The sequence below is a fragment of the Gracilibacillus boraciitolerans JCM 21714 genome (genome assembly GCF_000521485.1).
GTDB lineage: Bacteria > Bacillota > Bacilli > Bacillales > Amphibacillaceae > Gracilibacillus > Gracilibacillus boraciitolerans.
Window position 1 is genome coordinate 1 of record NZ_BAVS01000001.1, and the last position, 18,807, is coordinate 18,807.

The following is an 18,807-nucleotide window of genomic DNA, read 5'->3' on the forward strand; positions in this document are numbered from 1 at the left end:
TTGCTAATCCTTTTTCCTTTGCAGCTTCTGGACCTTGTTGTTTATAGATGGTACCAACCTCTGCTCTTTCTTGATCAGAAAAGAGCGGAATATTAATACTGCCAGGGATTGTAGCTTCCTGAAATTCCTGTGGAGAACGTACGTCTACAATCACCTGCTTGTTAGTTTTCTTTAATTGATACAGGTCTTCTGCCTGAATATCTTTCACCATATTATGACAATCCTTCCTATGTTGATCCTAAACGACGGAAATAAATCCTGCTTTACCTTCTGTAACCTCACCAATGATAGCTGCTTCCACCTTTTGATTTTGTAAATCTGCTAGCAGCTTGTCAGCTTGCTCTTTGTCAACGGCAATAAGAAGACCACCTGATGTTACAGCATCTGCTAAGATCCACTGGTCAATCTGATCTAACTGTTCTGCAAAAGTTACCTTGTCTTTTATATGATTAAAGTTATTCTTGGTTCCGCCTGGGATCGCACCATGCTCCGCTAATTCCCTTACTCTCGGTAAAATCGGAACCTGTTCCTTTGTAATACGAATTTCGACATTACTTTCTTTAGCCATTTCCACGGCATGTCCCAGCAGTCCGAACCCTGTCACATCTGTACAGGCATGCACCTGATAGTTATTCATCGTTTCTGCTGCTGTTTTATTTAAAGTGGCCATCACTTTTGACACACGATCGATTTCTTCTTTAGTTAAAAGTTCACGTTTAATTGAAGTTGTCGATATCCCAACGCCAATCGGTTTGGTTAAAATTAACCGGTCACCTGGTTTTGCACCTGCATTTGTTTTGATATGATCTGGATGAACTGTACCTGTTACAGCTAAACCAAATTTAGGCTCCTGATCATCAATTGAGTGTCCACCGACTAACGTTACACCAGCTTCAGTCAGCTTATCACTGGCCCCCCCACGCAAGATATCAGCAAGAATTGATTTATCCAGTGAAGAAATAGGGAAAGCTACAATATTTAAAGCTGTAATTGGCGTGCCACCCATTGCATAGACGTCACTAATTGCATTTGCAGCAGCAATCTGACCAAAACTATATGGATCATCCACAATTGGTGTAAAAAAGTCCAATGTCTGCACTAATGCAGTGGTCTCATTTAACTTATATACCCCCCCAGCGTCATCTCCAGTTTCCAATCCTACCAATAAATTAGGATCAGCCTGAACAGGAGGAAGCATTTTTAACACCTGATCTAAATCGCAGGGCCAATCTTACAGCCACAGCCACCTTTAGTAGTTAAAGAAGTTAATTTTACTGAATTCGTCATTTTATCCAACACGTCCTTTCGAAAATAACCTTATATAAATAGTGTATCATAGCCAATTGGATTAGTGGATTCTTTTCATTGGATGAATAAATTTGTATTTTTCAATAATAGGGAGTTAAGGAGGGCTTTGAGGATAAGTTCTTTGGCTCAATAAAATAGAACTATGAAAATCGACAGGCGACTACTAGCACCTGTCGAAGAATAAAGCTAATAATTCTGATTCTCATTTACACTTTGGTATTGGGATTTAATTTTGTAAATAGCTTCATCATGCTTAAATACCATTTCTTTAAGTTAATTAAAATCATCTTTCGTTGCCTTGTTGTTTAATTTTTCGATAATTTCTGCATGAAATTCACTTATTTTAGCTGTTTGCTCTTGGATTGCATCTGTTTTTTGTTCTAAACGGTTAAAATGATCAATGAAAGTATTATTTTGCTGCTCAAATCGTTGATCCATTGCATCTATACGATGATCTGTAGAATCTAGCTGTTTATTCATTATGTCTAGCCGTTGATCTGTAGAATCTAGCTGTTTATTCATTATGTCTAGCCGTTGATCCGTAGAATCTAGCCGTCTATTCATTGTGTCTAGTCGTTGATCTGTAGAATCTAGCCGTTTATTCATTATGTCTAGCCGTTGATCCGTAGAATCAAACCGTTTATTCATTGTGTCTAGCCGTTGATCCGTAGAATTTAGCTGTTTATTTATTATCTCTAGTCGTTGATCTGTAGAATCAAACCGATGATCCATTTCACCTAGACGTTGGTTTGTTTTTGTCTGTTCACCTTTCATCACTTTGATCTCATCTAAAATCTGCAATAAAAGTTTTTCCGTCATATTACAGCATCTCCTTCAAATGATATTTTTAATTATAGCATACTAAATATATGTTTGGACACAGGGCTGGAAAGTGAGTACTTGCTAAATTGTACTGTTTAGTAGGAAACAAAGGAGTCTTTTAGAGGATGATTTAAAGGGAATATATGTTCTTATATAAGGATAATATAATAGACAAATTAAATCAAGTATTTTGCAAGGAATTATTCAAAAAAATGTTCACTTGGCATGTTTTGTAAAAAAAGGAATTTCGATAAGTGACAGACCCCTGTCTTCAAGTAAACCATTTGAGTATGCTATAATTCATTTATTATTCATCAATAAAAAATGGTCATAGGTAGGCCTCATTATTTAAGATATAGGAGTGACTAAAATGGGTGCAAAAGTAAAATTAAATGCAATTATAGATGGAATAGAGATGCAAACAGAAGAATTTGAGTCTTATTTAAACAAGGAAAAAGGTGAGGTTGTTTTCGTTTCAAGTAAGGCATTGTTAGCGGCAGAAGATGGAGAGGATTTTGATCGCCTCGTTGATTGGGAGCAGGAAGAAGAAGATATAGCCAATGACATTGTGGAACATGATGATAAGTATGCTAATCTACCATCAGAAGATGATATAGATGAGTATGATATGATCGAGAGGTTTTGTTACAGTCTGGAGGATGATGCAATACAATCAGCCTTGCTAAATGCCATCAGAGGAAGAGGTGCGTTTAGAAGATTTAAGGACAAGATTATAACCCTTGGAGTGAGGGACGAATGGTTTGCATTCAGGGATAATTGTTACAAGCAAATAGCGATTGATTTTTGTGAAGAGGAACAGATCGACTATGTAGAATAGGGAGTCCATCAAGGAATCTGAACAATTTTGAAAAAAATATTAATGAGATAATTGTAGCTCGAGGCAAGGATTATTATGAATGGCAGCACGTAAACGACATTCATGAAAGAAAACAAGGACATTTTACCACTATCGTCAGAGATTCTGAGGACTATCTATATAAGGATATGAATGATATGGCAAAAAAGAATAAAATACTGGTACCAGCAGAACAACACGTCTCACTTAATCAAAGGTATAATGGGAATATAAAAGCTAAAGATGCTGGAAAAATAGGTGGACACATAGGTGGTAAGATGGTCCGGGAATTAGTGAAGGTGGGGCAACAACAGCTTCAGCAAAGTCATAACGATACTAATTAATCACGAAGTAATAAAAAGGAGTACAAAAATCGCATAGCGTTTTGCACTCCTTTTGTTATTGATTAGCAACGCTTATCTGTTTTTAACACCAAGTTTTACATAGTAAATAGTAACCTTTTTAACAACTGTATATAAATTTATGTACAGTTGTGCATTTAAAGTGTGATATGTGATGCAGCTAATGATGAGTTGATTTATTTTTAGAAAGGATTTATGGGATTTTATGTTAAAATAAATATGTGAGAAACGAAAATGCATGTTCAACGAAGAAGCAGATTACCACAATCAGTATTTTTGATTCGTTACATCAATGATTTGATATGATATGATAGAAACAAGAAAATCAATGGTGGTGAATTATTACTATGGGAAAAATTCAATCTTCAGAAGAGCTTATGAAATATATTTCGAATATGAATAGTGATAACTCTGTATTCCAGTTTTCTATTCCTGGCAAAGGAAAATTTACACTTGTTCTACAAGAAGAAGATGAAAAATCCATACAATTTGAAGCAGAAGAAAACCCTGAACTTAAACAGATGTTAAAGGAAAGTCAGGAGCAGTATGAAAATAAACTTGGTATGAGTACCTCAGAATTATTAAATTCCTTATCCAAGAAGGACTTTACGTAATGTATGACCGAAATGTTATTTGGTCACCAGTTGTTAGAGAAAAACTAATTCATTTTAGGACTGAAAGGTATACTCCTGAAGAGACTCTCGACTTTATCTCTAATTTCATCATCGAAACTGAAGATCTTTTAAAAAATCGTATAATTGGAAAAACGTACACTGAAGAGTTTGGCAAATACAAAGGGATCACAAGGGTGGTTATTAAAAGGTTTAGAGTCTATTATAAAGTAATTGAGAATGATGTTGTTATCTTAGCTATCCTTTTTCCAGGTGAAAAATAAACCAAACTTATGCATGAAATCATATGACTATATTAAAATTGATATGGTCTTTTTTTATTTATATTTATTGTTCAACCTTAGCAGATGAATGTTTGTGAAACTAAACACTTAAACTATTGGATGGCAAAAGTGGAACAAGGAGTTGTTGATGATTCCGCCCATCATTGCTGACATGGTTGAACAAAGTAAAAAGGAAAACACAATTAATGCCGTGTTTTCTTTTTACGCTCACAACAGAGTTACTATATTTTGATGTAATAATAACAACAGTTTTTATTTAAAAAAGTGACTGACCATTAATAAAATAATATCATATCATTACTACATATCACCTTTATTTAATACCCCCCCAATCACTTTCCCATTTATCAACACATCATCAGCATTCATCTGTATCGGTTCATAATTCGTATTTGCTGGCAGCAGGAGAATTGTACTACCCATTGGTGTATACTTTTTCATTGTTGCTTCCTCGTCAATTACAGCAATAACAATATCACCATTATTTGCCGTTTGTTGTCGATGAACTAAAACTAAATCACCCGGTTGTATTCCCTCATCGATCATACTATCACCTGTCACTTGCAATGCGAAGGTATCCCGTGCTTGAATCAACCAATCTTCAGGAATAGATAGTGTATCACGATAGTCTTCTACAGCCATTGTTGGGATGCCAGCTGCCACATTCCCGACGATCGGTACTTGAATGGCATTATTCATGTCTTTTATTAAACCTGTAGATTGATCGACAACTTCAATCGAATTAAGGTCATCTTTATCCTGTAAATAATCGTACTCTTTAAGGTTTCTGAAGTCCTTATAATTACTTTTATATTTTGTTTCTGGCAAAAAGTGTGGCTGACATTTCGGTATATCGCTAACTTCCTCACCATTTCTATCAATGATAGATATATCGACTCCATCGGTTGCTACACCATATCGAACATGATTCGATGTATTCATATAGCTTTTCACTTGTTCCTTCGCGTCGATAATTCCACTTCCATAGCTTTTTGTCTCTATAAAAATATACGGTAATTTCTCCCCCCCGTTTACATGGATCATCACAGCTAGGTCCACATATCCATACTTGGAAAATTGTTGTACTTCATATTCGACTTCAATTAAATCTAAAGGATAGTGGAACGTATTCATCAGCTGTTGAATCATCCATTGGCGGACCATTTCTTCTTTGGCGTTCACATCGATAATCTGCTCGACAAATCTATATTCAGATATGGCTACTCTTTGAAACGGCCTTAAGGATGTATCACGCTTGAAACGCAATTGATTCGGATCTATTTCTTTTAAGAATTTGGAAGGTTTTTTCACAGAACTCATATACAATAGTTCATTTGAACGAGTCATCCCAACATATAATAATTTTCGTTCCTCAGTATTCACGGTTTCTTCATCTTCGACATCTACTTGTGCGATATTGGGCAAGACACCGTCATCTAAATGTGCTAAGAAAATCACTTTGAATTCTAATCCTTTAATGGAGTGCATCGTCACCAAATTAACTGCTTCTTTACCGAAGTCAGGTTTATTTTGATGCAAAATTTCAGTTGGAATACCTTCCTTCTCAAGGTTCATCGCAATATCCTCAATTAATCGTTTTTCCTTTGCTACAATACAGATGTCTTCCAAACGGTACTCTTGCCTTAATTGATTTATTTCATCTGTAAAAAATTGCAACTGTAGCTGATTATTTAAGAAGAAACGATAAATAGGAGCATGTCCATGTCGATCAATTAATGATGGTTTGACAAAATCGACGTTCCCCCCCATGATTTCTTCATCATGCTCAATTAAACCATAAGCTGCTTTTGAAATTTCCGTTGTCGTTCGATAATTCTTCGTTAAGACTCGTGCCTTCCCGCTCATATCGTACCCAATGGTTGTATACGGTCTACCTTTACCTAACCATGAATGTGAGTAAATGCTTTGGGTATTATCTGCTACAAAAGTAATCGAACCGTATGACTTGTCAGCATGAATCGCTTTGAGAAAATGCAACTGGACTTTTGTTAGATCTTGACTTTCGTCAATTAAAATATGTGTATATTTTGTTTTTCCTACTTCCTGCGCTTGCTGTAATGCGAGTAGATTCATTGTTTTAAAATCTACCAATCCTTTTTTCTCCAAAAGTAGATCATACTGTTCTTTTAATTGATAGATTGCTTTTCTCGTCTTTGAATTTTTCGTTAATTTTTGTGGTGTGTTTCGACTACCAGTAGAACGTCCGATCCGATCAATTTGTTGATAGGTCTCTTCATCGGGAATTCCACACGATTTGATCCAAGCTATTTCATCTAATAAAAAGCGACTATATTTAGGAGAAAGTAACTTGATTTCAACAAATTCCTCTTTTAATTTCATTATCGCTTGTTGAATGGTTTTGAATGTTGCAGGTCGATCTGCAATTTGAAGCTTTAGCTTATGCCGATTCAAATAGCTCATAAAATAGTTGTACATCAGTTTATCGATCGTTTTGATGACGACATCACTATCGCCACTTAACCAATTTTCGATGTCTCCTTTTTCTTCATCTTCAAGTTTTGAATATTGGTAATGGATATAATTAAGCAAAGTTTTATTAAACGTAACGAGTAAAATATGATCGTCTTCTTCTAAACAATAATGCATTTGTAGAAATGAAACCCTACGTATCGCAACAGTTGTCTTTCCAGAACCTGCTACACCTTTAATCAACATATGACCATTCGGTTCCAACTCCACCATTTTTCGTTGTTCGACATTTAATTTCATAAAAATGTACCTCCGGCTACAAGATCCAATACTTAATAAACATTTTACCATAAATAGGATGAGTAGAAAGAGGGAATGTGTAGATTATTGGAGTGGGTGTTTGTTTCTATATGTAGAAGGTTGAATTAAAGGACACGGGGGGGACAAGCACCGTGTCCCGTTCTGATATAGATAGGGTGGGACAAAGAACCTGTCTCTCTGTCCCATGATTACAACAGTGTTACTTTATTTTACATTTAGAAACAATAGAGGGAAAATAAACTCATTATGATTTTATAATAAACCTATCAAAATCGAAGAAAGCAGGTGCGCTCATGCCAAATAAAAACAAAACCTTGGACGAATTACTAGAAGAAGAACAAACACTTCTAACAGCAAAAGAAGAAGACATAGATGGTGTGTTTCCCAAGCTGATTAAGGTCTATGAAATGCTATATAATCAAATAGTCAAAGATCCAGCAAATGAATATTATGATAGCCTGGAAAAAATCAAAGAAAGCCTCATTTTCTACTTAGTAGAGTATGGAACCTATTTAAAAACGGTTTATCGAAAAGAAGAAGGTCCTGAAGCAGAACGAATGTTGACAAAGGCAATAAGTAAAAACGAGCATTTACCTATTGCCCATTATCGATTAGGTTTTCTCGCTTATCAAAAGGAAAATTATGCAATGGCATTAGCTTATTTACAAGATGCTCTTCATCAACAACAAATTGCCACAGAACCACGGTATAGAATGAATCAGCAACAACTTTATAACTGTCATTTATATCTGTCAAACTGTGGTCTATTTATTGCAACCAATGCCAATGAGTCGTTAGAAAAAATGAAAGCTGATGTTGATGAAGAAGCTGTACCCAACTATAAGCTTTCACCTCTTTACCATATGATTTATGAAAATAATCATCAATTAGCTGCTCATGCCTATCAAATGATTACGCCAGAAAAGAATCAACTGTGTAGCAAAGAAGAATGCGAAGAAGCATTGGATCAACCGAATATGCTCATCCTTCATTTAAGCAATCGGGAGAATCAACTTCTTTTTCATTCGAATGACATCTATTTATCAAAAGATGAAGTAGAAATGCTTCGGTACTTCCTTCTGAAAAGTGAACAAAATTATCCTCTCACAAAAGATCACTTTTTAGACATCATCTCTAGAAAAGATGCAAACAATGATGACACTTTGAAAAATACATACTCTCAAAAGGTGAGAAGGTTAAGAGTAAAATTAAAGAAAGTCGGAATGGACTCTGTCATTGAAAATAAACCAGGACATTATCAGACAGCGTATTATTATAACCACCGTTATCCTTATCTAATCATCCAAAGAAGTGACGAGAGTTTTATTTTAGGTGAATGACAGGGGGGGTGTCATCGCCAATTTGAGATACTAGCATCATCAAACAAAAGGGAGATGATGTTAGATGAAAACATGGAATCAATTATTTATCCGTCATGGCTGGTTTCTGACAATGAAAGAGGAGAACATTTTTGATTATACAGAAGAAACAGAGGGAAATATGCAGTTTCTGTTACAATGTCTGGAAAAAGCAAATGTGATTTATCGAATTGAAAATGGATTATTGTATGTACCAACTGGAACATTTATCGAAAAGAAATGGATCGCAGCTATCGATTATCAGACGAGAGGCAGAGGTGGCGACTTATGGTTTGATGCTTACACAGATGCCGCTAAAGTATATGAACTGGATACTTATATCTGCGGGATCGTACGGCAATTAAACAGAATCGGTATTCGCACATTCGGTTCCTGTGATGGTCATGGCAGACGCGTTGCACATGTACTTATTAGAAAGGATTATAACAAAGAAGATCTCTCCGTATTATTGCAAGCACTTTGTCCGAAGCGGATATATTTAAGAGAAAACCGCAACAGCTATCAACTTCAGCTCCCTCTCAATCGAAGTGAGCTGCTCGACTTTGCAGAAAACGTAAGTAAGGCAAAAGAAAGCTGGTTAGGTCAAAGCTTTAACGTTATAAAGGAACAACTTTTTTACTCACTATTGGAGGAACTGTTAAGTATTCCGGGTGCAAGTGAAAACGAAGGATTAGTTAAGGAATTGGTTATTGAAAAAATGAAACCATACGTCGATCATCTAACTATCGATCGAGCTGGAAATGTTATAGCTGAAAAAACGTATCGAAGTGGTAATGGACCAACTATTCTACTCAATGCACACTTAGACATAGTACAGGAATTAAAAAGCGGACGTAAAATTATCAAACAAGGTAATACATGGTCTAGTACCAAAGGTATTTTAGGAGCTGACGACCGTGCTGGTGTAGCTGTTTTGCTTCATATGGCAGAATACCTGTATCAAAATAAACGATTTAATGGAAAAGTTAAATTTATTTTTACGGTGGAAGAAGAATGTGGTCTAGTCGGAGCCAGTCAGGTGGATGACCATTTTCTATGGGGAACCGATGCAGCTATCGTAGTAGACAGACATGGAACCGGTGATGTTGTAACGTCCTGTAGAGGGTATATTCCATTTTGTCATCCATCATACGGTAGTTTTTTTGAAAAAGTTGCAAGCGAGGCAGGTCTAAATGGTTGGGCTACAACAGACGGTGGAAGCAGTGACACCAGAATTTGGGCAGAATATGGCATTCAAAGTGTGAATTTGTCTGTTGGATATGACCATGAGCACACACATCAAGAAAGTTTAGATGTAAAGGCTTGCTATCGAACAGCGAAGTTATTGGAAGCTGTATTTTGTAATAACGGAGAGTTAAGGAAAGTATTGCGTGAGATAAAGAGGGAAAAGAGAATACCGGTTATTGAATAACTGTACTTTGTTTGTTCCCTCTGACATTTGATGCAAATGAATATAGGCTCTATGATATCCTAACGGTAATATATGTGGAAATTGTACAGGATGAGGGATTTAACGCTTTAAAAAGTGAATTGATAAAGATCGTTTACATTATCCATCTGACGAAAAAATTAAGGAATTAAATGAGAAATACAATGCTGAACAATTTTTCGACAAGTGACCACTATGTTCTAATCGCTTCGTCCTGTCACAGAAAGAATCCTCTACATGTAAACATAGTAGATTCTTTCTTAAATATATATATACTATTGATTATTTTTCTTAATAAAAACTTTCATCAAACGATCAGTTTCTTCTCTCTCTTCCTGTGACTCATGAGGATAGGCATATATACCATTATGGTTTTCAACAATACAGCGAGTTGTTTCCTCTAATGTCTGCTCTTTATAAGGGTAGTCATGCTTCAACATAGTATCACTTCCCTTTCCTATAGTATACGTAACTAGCTTATAAAAGCCAAAGTTATCGTTCCAGAAAAGTTAAAAAATGAAATAAAAAATGAAATAGAACAAATGTTAGAACGATATAATGGAACTAAAAACTAATAAAAGGATCAGTTCAACCATAATTCTTGTATACACATTCGTCTAAAAAAGGAGAGAGATTCATGTTTGAACAAATCATTTTCTTTAGATCTATTTGTTATGGAAATTGTCCTGAATTTGAATTGATGGTACAAAGAGATGGTAATGTAAAATGGCTTGGTGGCATGCATGTTAAGCGGTAGGGAGAAATAGGATTCACACTGGATATTGACAAAATAAAGCAATTAGACCAGTTGCTACAATCATTTAACTTTAGTAATTTCAAATATCCTACACCTACGATATTTGCTACCGATCTACCATTTTGTACAATCTTGGTAACCTATCAAGACGGAGTTGTGAAAGAAGTGAAACATTATTTAGGAGATTTCGCAGAAGAAGGGTCACAAGCATACGAACATTTCAGGCGTTAGAAGAGCTTGAAAATAAGATGGAAGAAATAATTGGATTAGAACGTTTCATTGAGGCGGAATAATGTTGTAGAACAGAAAATCTGAGTAAGTAATATACATCAGAAACCGCATAATATACCGCTAAATATGTTGTAACACGATAGACTTGCGGTGAAAGATTTGCAATTATACAATTATACTAGCAGAATGATTATTGAACAGAGATGGAGGATTATCTTCATCTTTTTTAGTTTGTTTTAGCATGGAATGAATAGTCAGCTAGGTGATTATTGTGTAGAGACAGGTATCAAATATAGAAATCTATTTTCGAGGTATATAGTATAAGTTCCTCGACCTCCCTGGTTAAGAAAATTATTCGATAATATGAACAGCGGTTTTACAGAAACAGTTTAGCATCATTATTATATATAATATAAAAATATTCCAAAAATAGTGTTTATTTGGTTGGAATGGGTCGATTGATGCGGTATAATTTTATTAAAATATTAATGGTTTATTTTGTGATTTTTCGTAAAACTTATTGTTAACAAAAAGCATATTTTTACTTTATATATCGTTACATTTAGAGAGAAATAAATGAAGGAGAAAATATGATAAACTATTTTTTTATCACGCATTAATGCAAAGTGAAGTGGAAAGTGAATTTAATGATGGAGAGCTTAAAATGAATGTAAGAATCGACTAAGAAACACTGTTACCAGATCGAGAACTTAAAATTTCTCTGTGAGTCAAAATATAAATGATAGATTAAATATGTACAGAACTATAAATATAAATTAATAGGAGAGAGTATAAACGCTACGTAAGGAATTTTAAATTAATTTATTAAATAATATTTAAAAAAGAGTCCCTTAATGTTCTTCAAAAAATACTATTGGTTTAAAGGCATCTTAATTTGTTTCTTAAGAATTTAAATTCTAATTTGCATAATGATAAAAAATTTTAAATTATACATAAGAAGTACGACAATAATTAAACATCATTATAAACATTTGGAAGGAAGGGGGGGAATAAATGTATAAATATACCCTTTTTGAATTTATGAAAAGTGTGTCTAACGACTATTATGAATTAGCAGTCCAAATTGAAAGTCAATTGTATGAACATCCGGAGACAACGCTAATTAAAATTCGACTATATTTTGAGCAGCTGGTGAAACGCATTAGTGAGCAGGAAGGTATTGAAGAAGTATACCCATTAAAAAATTCGGAGAGAATACATAAGCTTTATCGCCAAAATGCCATGGAAGAAGAAATATACTTGAAACTGGAATGGGTCAGGAAGAAAGGTAATAAGGCTGCCCATAATATAAATACAGTGGACATACAAGAAGCTTTAAAAGCGCATCGGTTTTTATTTGATGTTAGTGTTTGGTATATGCAAGTGTATATTAGTTATGATTTTGAGACTCCAATTTATCGATTACCTAGAAAGGTATTTAACCAAACTGCAATCGATTCTAAAGATGTGGATAATTTAATCAAGCCATATATCGATCAAGCACTTAGCAAAATAGATAATATACGGGCAGAAATGAACCAGGAACTGGAAAGACTGAAAAAGGAAAAGGAGCAAGAGCAAACTTCAGATAATACTAAACCAGAAAAAGCTTCTCAGAAGCCTTTTCCTATAATCGATTACTTGGGAAAAGCAGAGCTGAATTACATAGATAAGAGGGATAAAAAAGGTGCGTTGTGGGTTCTAGGTGACTGGTCTCTCAATGAGAAATTAATGCCACTTAAAAAACACAAAATTTATTTTCGCTTTACAAAAAAAGGTGGAAGAGCAACAAATTATGAACCAGCATGGTTTTTATTGAATAAAAACTTGCCTTTATTAGCTGAGTTTGACGAAACAACTAACGGCAAAGATACTGATGTAATGTCTGAGATTAATAGAAGCGTTGTTCAAAATAACGAATCACATAAAGAACAAAATAATCCGCCAATTCTATTAGAAAAAGTATCTAGTAATTATTGGGCGGAAAAAGGACAGATTCTTCGCCCACAACATCTAGTGCAGAAATCCATGAATGACAGCCAGCTAAAGGGGGGGATTATATTTTACAGGAGGGATTGGGCTACATTATTACGGGGGGGAAATAACTGAAGAAATTTTGAGGGATGTGTATAAACAATCGCTTTCGTTATTTTACCAGGTAATGGAAGACTTATATTTACTGGGATTCCGATTTACCGATAAATTATCTTCATTGCAGTTAGGTCCAACGATTATGAACGATATTCAAATTATAGTAGCAAATAATGTACAGGAAACGCTGGATCAATTATTCCCATATCATAGCATCCAACGTTTAAAAATGTTTCAAATTAATTCAGTAAATGTTCTTGACAAGATGTTAATTAGTTCGATTGCATGGTTGTTAAGAGAAGATTATGAACAAATATTCACGCTTTTTAAGGAACGGGGTGCAAAGAAAGAAAATGAATCAGAAAATCTCTTGCAGCTTGTACAGGAGAATTCATTTATTAATGATGAAGTATCACAGAGTTTAAATGAAAATTCCATATCTAAAAGTTCATCTTCTAAAGAGGATAGCGACGTACTGCTGGAACCGCGAAAGGTACCAATAATCAATGATGATAAGGATGAACAAATCACATTAAATTTTAAAGAACAGAACTTGAGTATTAACATTGGTTTGGCAGGTCAAGCAATTACAACGCTCAACATTGAGGGGTGCAACCATTTGATTAGAAGCTTGAACCAAATTGGAATTAAAACATTAAACGACTTATCTAGGCAATTATTTGGGTTACATGAACAATTAATTGGTGTTGGACCAAAAGCAGTTGAAAAATTTTGGAACAGCTAGTGGAGCTGGGAGAAACAAGAGAGAATAGAATATACAGCGAAAATGAACTTGAACATGTAATTGTCTACCAAGATAAAGAAGTAATCGTACCACAAGAAATTTTTCATATGGAATTTGGTCAAGAAGATTTTTTTGGAAATATGAAAACGATTGAGGAAATGAGAAATTATGGATATCGAACATTTGGTGAACTGCCGATAGATTTCCAGCAGCTTGAACAATTAAAAGGGGGGGTTGGCACAGTAAAAGTTGAACAGATCTTCGCCACATTGGAAACAGTTGTTGAGTCTATGTTAGAAGATAATAAGCTAAATCAAATGGCAGATGATGAACGGTTAACTTATAAGTTAAATCAGTTTGTTAATTGGTATCACGACGTAAGTAATTTGGATCAACCGTTAATAAGTCAAAGAATATCGGCAAAATATTTTAAATTTGTTAAGAAACGCTATTCGGCTTATTTAAATGGTAATCATTTGACTTTGGAACAGTTAGGAAATAAGGAAGGAGTTACAAGAGAACGGATAAGGCAAATTCTAAAAAAAGGTGATGGACAATTAATAGAGAAATGGAGAAAAATACATTCACTTCTCCAAAATAAATTGCGCGAAAACGGTGGAATTATCCTTGCGGAATGTCTAAACAAAGAAAGTGAAGCATTCTTTATGCTGCTGCATGCATTTGAGACAGAAGGAATTTATTTCGATGTAATCAATCATACAGCCATACTTACAGTTAAGGATAAACATGAATTAGAGAGTTATGTAGAAACGATCCAGCAAGAAGTCCAACGGGCATTTTCACTTCATGTCATTACAAACGAAGAACTTAAAACATATAGCAAGGAACGTTCAATCGTAGATCATGTCAACGTTAAGATTATTTTTGAAATTGCTTTAGATGCTGTCAATTGGCTATCGGATGACCAAGGGGTATTGAAAAATATGACGAAATCAGATGCCGTTGAAATGGTCATGCTTCAGTATCCAAATGGGGTTGAAGTGTATAAGCGGGAAGATGAGTTAATAAACAAAGCAAACGATTTAATGCCTAACAGTTTCCATGGGGAGCGTTCTTTTAATGCCATTATTGGTAGGGAAGATAATCAAGATCGGTTTGCTTTATGGGGGGCGTGGTGAATATATTCATCGGAAATTTATAACACACGACAAAGAATGGATTCATACTGTTCAAGATATTGCTGCATCTTGGATTGAGGAAGAAGAATATATTCACGTGGCTAAATTGTATAAAGAGGTCAAAGACGAGGCTGAAAAACGAAATGTACCTAATGAGTATGCTTTGTATACACTTATGCGTCAATATGACAAAGGACTATTAGCCTTTCCACGTTTTCCGGCAATTCTACCTTATGGAAGCGATCGCATTGAAAACCATGAGTGGATCAGGGAATACATTTCCGGTAAAGGAGGTCCTGTTTCGATCAAAGAATTGAGCGATGAATTTGTGAATAAAAAAGGGTGGAAACGATTTACGCTAGAGTTTAATTTATCCAATTCAGATGAAATTATTCCCTATAGTCATGGCTATTATACGATGCTATCGCGCTATAAATTGTTGCCAGAAAGACATCTTGCGTTTATAAGCTCAAAAATCATTCCAATACTTACCGAAAATTCAGTTGTTCACATTCAAACATTTTTTGAACAGAATAAAATGTATTTTAAAAGTGATGGGATTGATACAGAATACGTGTTGTATTACCTGCTAAAGAAAGAAGGCATACCTGGAGGGGAATTTCCTCGATTCCCATATATTGTATCAGAAAACTTTTCCGGTGAGTCATTAGCAGCACGTCATCTTGTTGAAGAATTTATTCGGGAGAAAGGGCGTATCGTTGCACGTGAAGAACCATTAAACTGGCTAAAAGAATGGCTTGGTAAAGAAAATCGCATCCTGGATTTGGCACTTATTCATTCCAATGACATTATGTATTATTCACGCGGCCGATATGGAGAATACGTCCATCGGGATACAATCGATATGGATGAAGCAAACGAAAATTATATTCATGATATTGTAAGCAAACGTTATAATGAAGTGAAATCCGGATATGGAAGGGACTATGTTTTGCTTGAGGAGCTTTATCAGCCGGATCAATTGCCGATATTACCTAATCATATTCCATGGAGCATGGAACTATTGGGAGATATTCTGAAAAAGTCGGATAGATGGGTCATGGTTGGTTCCTATGACAAAATTGTTGTCAAGCGAGGTGAATTAATAACAAATGAGGTTGATCTAGTTGATTATATTTTACGGCATCAATTTAATGGAGCGATAAAGCTTACGAAAATGGAACAATACCTTAATAATATTCACTACTCAAAAGACGGCAGTTTGTTGAAGGACGTATTAGATGCTATAGAAAAGAATATAGCACCATTTATTATTGAAGGAGATGAACTTATTCATAATCAGTTGAATGGAGGAATGCGAAATGAATGATAATATGCTTCTTGCAAAATTATCATCACTGCTGGAGGATGAAAATCCATTTGTTAGCGAGTTGATTTTGGAAACAGTAAAAGAAGTAGAATTGAGAGCAATTTCAGTAGATGCACACGCTAAAAAGATCGAGCGTATTCTTGATATGAAATTACAGCGGGTGGGGGGGGATGAAGAGGAATGATTATCCAAAAGTTGACAATGGAAAACTTTCGGCAATATTATGGCCGTCAAACCATTGAATTTGCCAAATCTGACGGCAACCAGATCGTAACAGTAATTTGCGGTGAAAATGGACGCGGAAAAACAGGTATTTACCGGGCTATCATGTTGGCTCTGTTCGGAGATGTAAAACTGGATCAAGATGCTAAGGAAGCTGACATATACCTTGCGAATGTTAAAGCAGTTGAAGAACAAAATTGTGATGGTCATGGTGCCTTCTGTTCGGTTAAGCTTTGTTTTACATATCATGGTGACACTCATACTATTGAACGGAAATATTTTGCAATGAAGGATGCGGCTGGCAAGCAAAAAGAACAATTGCACGAGGTGAGATTAGTAAATGAAACATCAGAAGAGGAGTGGCGTTCTGAAAAAGATATTCGGGAAATTATTCAACAAATAGTTGATGAGCGTGTAAAGCATTATTTCTTTTTTGATGGGGGGGAAAGAATCGAGCGGCTCACCCGGGTATCCGCACAGCAAAAACAAGAAGTTACACTCGGCATAAAAAACTTATTAAAGATTGATCAAGTTTTAAAATCACGGGATGTACTTAAAAAGGTTTTGTCAAAGGTAAATAAGGAACTTGAAAAGAATTCGACAGGTGATTATAAGAAAGCACATAGGGAAATGGTGAATCTTCAAGAGCGTTTGGATAAAATGGAACATAGTGAAGAAGTATTGGAACAGAAGAAAATAGAGAATAATGCCCGGCTTGCACAAATAGATGAAGCATTAAGTGCATTTGATTCCATGAAAGCGGATATGAAAGATCGGGAGGTTCTAGAAATGAAATTGGGGGCAGATTGAACAGGGAATCGAAGCAAAATTTGAGCAATCACAACGTCTCAGTAAATATCTGCCATTAATGGTTGGAGAGGATGTTTTTCAGCAAGGGCTGGTAAGATTATCTACGGAGCTTTCTGAAAGATTGGAAACCGGTATTACCTTGGAATTTATCAAAGGGCTGCTAACAAATCTCCGATGTATTTGCGGTACAACAATTGATCAGGATTCGATTGAATACAGGAAATTGGATTCGCTCGCTGATTCGGTAAAACGATATGAGGAAAATCAAGAACTATATACGCTCAAAAATGAATTAAATCAACTCGTTTCTTATCTTGATGGACGCAACGAACAAATAAGCCAAGTATGGAATGAAACAAAACAGTTAAACTCCCAAAAAGATCATGTTCAATATATGCTAGAAGAAATCAATAAACGTCTGGGGGGGCAATCAAGGGAGCACGAAGTCAAAGAATTAAGTCAAGAACGTAAACATATCGTTACGAACAACGTTAAGATAGATTATGAAAAGAAAAACAATAAAGACGAACAAGAGGAATACTTGGAAAAAATTAAAAAAGTGCTCGATCGAATTAAAGGAACTAGAAAAAATGAGTGGGTTACATAAACAGCTACTTAAAAAGCATCAGTTATTAAACCAATCCATTGAATTATTGAGCAATGTGATAAAAAAATTTGAAGCAGATGTCATGGATGAATTGGAGCTTGCCACAAAGCAAAATTTCTTTTATCTACTTGACGCCTCAGGGCTAGCTATCCTAAAGGATGTGAAGATTGCAAGGGACTATACGATCGAAGTGTTAAATAATTATAGTCAGCCATTTCTTGCCAATATTTCACAAGGCCAGCGCCAAGTATTATCACTTAGTTTTATCACTGCGCTTGCACAAGTAGCAGGCGGAACAAAAGCTTTGGAAATACCGTTGTTTATGGATACTCCATTTGGGCGATTATCAGATCAACATCAAGAAAATCTAATAAAATATCTTCCGCAAATATGCTCGCAATGGGTCCTGCTAGTAACCGATAAGGAATTTGGTCCGTCCGAACAAAATCAGTTTCTCGAGTCTGGCGCAATAGGAAGGTTTTATGAATTGATTTCTAAAGAAGCAGGTGTAACAGAAATTCACGAAGTTCCTGAGTATGAATATAAGAGTGGGGGGGTGGAGCATTATGGTTGAAGCAGGCCAGCTAAGGGTCTATGTATCAAAAAAATACTTTCCGATTTTTCAAGAGATCAGCGGAAACAATCTGTTTTCACAGAACAGTCAATTTTTTATTTTAAGTGTTTTTGTGGGGGGGGAAAAGCACAATCTTTTAATACCATTGGAGAAAAAAAATGAATTATGTAGAGCTGCAACATTGTCAGAGTACGATAAAACATCACTTAGAGCACTATATTTAAAGAAACACATGGAAATGTCAACTTTAAAGGAAATAGTGGAATATGCTGAAAAATATGCGAATGGAGGCATTAAATATTTGCTAGAGAATATCCTGCAAGATATGGTGTTGGAAGATACAGAAGGGAATTGGCAGTTTAAGCAGAAATCGAGTAAAGAATTGCAGATGAAATTATTCGAATATGTTTTGGCAATGACGGAAGAGGTTCCTTTTTAGCTAATAAGATCAGCCCTC

Annotated in this window: 19 protein-coding genes and 2 pseudogenes; 16 read left to right on the plus strand and 5 right to left on the minus strand. The window is 35.2% G+C overall.

All coding sequences use genetic code 11. From position 1 onward, the window contains the following. From JCM21714_RS00005 to JCM21714_RS17830, 3 genes and pseudogenes are all read right to left on the minus strand, one after another. Positions 1 to 211 (minus strand): rhodanese-like domain-containing protein (locus tag JCM21714_RS00005; protein WP_035720686.1); only part of this gene is annotated, 211 nt, incomplete at its 3' end. 27 nt (positions 212 to 238) lie between these two features. Beyond that, positions 239 to 1,287: pseudogene (gene selD, locus JCM21714_RS00010) on the minus strand (selenide, water dikinase SelD). A gap of 294 nt (positions 1,288 to 1,581) precedes the next feature. After that, on the minus strand, positions 1,582 to 2,127 hold the full coding sequence (locus JCM21714_RS17830; RefSeq protein ID WP_052000286.1) for a hypothetical protein: 546 nt from the start codon (positions 2,125 to 2,127) through the stop codon (positions 1,582 to 1,584). Between the two features lie 373 nt (positions 2,128 to 2,500). Between JCM21714_RS17830 and JCM21714_RS00020 the strand changes: the two genes are divergently transcribed. The 4 genes from JCM21714_RS00020 to JCM21714_RS00035 all read left to right on the plus strand — a co-directional run bounded on the left by JCM21714_RS00020 (position 2,501) and on the right by JCM21714_RS00035 (position 4,243). Further along, positions 2,501 to 2,968, plus strand: a complete 468-nt coding sequence (locus JCM21714_RS00020) for a UPF0158 family protein (RefSeq protein ID WP_035720691.1) — start codon at positions 2,501 to 2,503, stop codon at positions 2,966 to 2,968. Between the two features lie 176 nt (positions 2,969 to 3,144). Continuing rightward, positions 3,145 to 3,330: a small, acid-soluble spore protein, alpha/beta type gene (locus tag JCM21714_RS00025; RefSeq protein ID WP_052000287.1), complete on the plus strand. Its 186-nt coding sequence runs from the start codon at positions 3,145 to 3,147 to the stop codon at positions 3,328 to 3,330. A gap of 365 nt (positions 3,331 to 3,695) precedes the next feature. After that, positions 3,696 to 3,962 (plus strand): hypothetical protein, encoded by a 267-nt coding sequence (locus JCM21714_RS00030; protein ID WP_035720697.1) that lies wholly within the window; start codon positions 3,696 to 3,698, stop codon positions 3,960 to 3,962. Continuing rightward, complete coding sequence (locus JCM21714_RS00035; RefSeq protein ID WP_035720701.1) at positions 3,962 to 4,243, plus strand: type II toxin-antitoxin system RelE/ParE family toxin; 282 nt, start codon at positions 3,962 to 3,964, stop codon at positions 4,241 to 4,243. Before JCM21714_RS00030 ends, JCM21714_RS00035 begins: the two co-directional genes overlap by 1 nt. A 321-nt stretch (positions 4,244 to 4,564) precedes the next feature. Here the strand turns inward: JCM21714_RS00035 and lexA are convergent, their stop codons facing one another. Next, positions 4,565 to 7,015 (minus strand): transcriptional repressor LexA, encoded by a 2,451-nt coding sequence (lexA, locus tag JCM21714_RS00040; RefSeq protein WP_035720703.1) that lies wholly within the window; start codon positions 7,013 to 7,015, stop codon positions 4,565 to 4,567. Between the two features lie 314 nt (positions 7,016 to 7,329). Between lexA and JCM21714_RS00045 the strand changes: the two genes are divergently transcribed. Further along, entirely contained in the window at positions 7,330 to 8,376 is a 1,047-nt protein-coding gene (locus JCM21714_RS00045; RefSeq protein WP_035720705.1) for a hypothetical protein, read from the plus strand. Positions 8,377 to 8,440: 64 nt separating this feature from the next. After that, positions 8,441 to 9,826: a M20/M25/M40 family metallo-hydrolase gene (locus JCM21714_RS00050; protein WP_035720707.1), complete on the plus strand. Its 1,386-nt coding sequence runs from the start codon at positions 8,441 to 8,443 to the stop codon at positions 9,824 to 9,826. A 293-nt stretch (positions 9,827 to 10,119) separates the two neighbouring features. Here the strand turns inward: JCM21714_RS00050 and JCM21714_RS20005 are convergent, their stop codons facing one another. Then, positions 10,120 to 10,284: a hypothetical protein gene (locus JCM21714_RS20005; protein WP_158413453.1), complete on the minus strand. Its 165-nt coding sequence runs from the start codon at positions 10,282 to 10,284 to the stop codon at positions 10,120 to 10,122. A 197-nt stretch (positions 10,285 to 10,481) separates the two neighbouring features. Between JCM21714_RS20005 and JCM21714_RS24970 the strand changes: the two are divergent. The 10 genes and pseudogenes from JCM21714_RS24970 (at position 10,482) to JCM21714_RS00085 (ending at position 18,789) form a co-directional block, all read left to right on the plus strand. Then, positions 10,482 to 10,832, plus strand: a pseudogene (locus JCM21714_RS24970) (DUF6438 domain-containing protein). A 1,014-nt stretch (positions 10,833 to 11,846) separates the two neighbouring features. Further along, positions 11,847 to 12,941 carry a DUF4145 domain-containing protein gene (locus JCM21714_RS00055; RefSeq protein WP_035720710.1) on the plus strand — a complete coding sequence of 365 codons (1,095 nt, stop codon included), beginning with the start codon at positions 11,847 to 11,849 and terminating at the stop codon, positions 12,939 to 12,941. A gap of 7 nt (positions 12,942 to 12,948) precedes the next feature. Beyond that, on the plus strand, positions 12,949 to 13,668 hold the full coding sequence (locus tag JCM21714_RS00060; RefSeq protein WP_035720713.1) for a hypothetical protein: 720 nt from the start codon (positions 12,949 to 12,951) through the stop codon (positions 13,666 to 13,668). Further along, the gene (locus tag JCM21714_RS00065; RefSeq protein WP_035720716.1) at positions 13,656 to 14,807 is read left to right on the plus strand and encodes a sigma factor-like helix-turn-helix DNA-binding protein; all 1,152 of its coding nucleotides are present in this window, start codon (positions 13,656 to 13,658) and stop codon (positions 14,805 to 14,807) included. The genes JCM21714_RS00060 and JCM21714_RS00065 overlap by 13 nt, the downstream gene beginning before the upstream one ends. Continuing rightward, on the plus strand, positions 14,749 to 16,137 hold the full coding sequence (locus JCM21714_RS00070; protein WP_035720719.1) for a hypothetical protein: 1,389 nt from the start codon (positions 14,749 to 14,751) through the stop codon (positions 16,135 to 16,137). Before JCM21714_RS00065 ends, JCM21714_RS00070 begins: the two co-directional genes overlap by 59 nt. Beyond that, positions 16,130 to 16,321: a hypothetical protein gene (locus JCM21714_RS00075; RefSeq protein ID WP_035720722.1), complete on the plus strand. Its 192-nt coding sequence runs from the start codon at positions 16,130 to 16,132 to the stop codon at positions 16,319 to 16,321. The genes JCM21714_RS00070 and JCM21714_RS00075 overlap by 8 nt, the downstream gene beginning before the upstream one ends. Continuing rightward, positions 16,318 to 17,169 (plus strand): AAA family ATPase, encoded by an 852-nt coding sequence (locus JCM21714_RS17835; protein WP_052000288.1) that lies wholly within the window; start codon positions 16,318 to 16,320, stop codon positions 17,167 to 17,169. Before JCM21714_RS00075 ends, JCM21714_RS17835 begins: the two co-directional genes overlap by 4 nt. Positions 17,170 to 17,227: 58 nt before the next feature. After that, positions 17,228 to 17,776, plus strand: a complete 549-nt coding sequence (locus tag JCM21714_RS17840; protein WP_052000289.1) for a hypothetical protein — start codon at positions 17,228 to 17,230, stop codon at positions 17,774 to 17,776. Then, positions 17,760 to 18,350 carry a hypothetical protein gene (locus tag JCM21714_RS17845; protein WP_052000290.1) on the plus strand — a complete coding sequence of 197 codons (591 nt, stop codon included), beginning with the start codon at positions 17,760 to 17,762 and terminating at the stop codon, positions 18,348 to 18,350. The genes JCM21714_RS17840 and JCM21714_RS17845 overlap by 17 nt, the downstream gene beginning before the upstream one ends. Beyond that, complete coding sequence (locus JCM21714_RS00085; protein WP_035720725.1) at positions 18,343 to 18,789, plus strand: hypothetical protein; 447 nt, start codon at positions 18,343 to 18,345, stop codon at positions 18,787 to 18,789. The genes JCM21714_RS17845 and JCM21714_RS00085 overlap by 8 nt, the downstream gene beginning before the upstream one ends. Positions 18,790 to 18,807 lie beyond the last annotated feature (18 nt).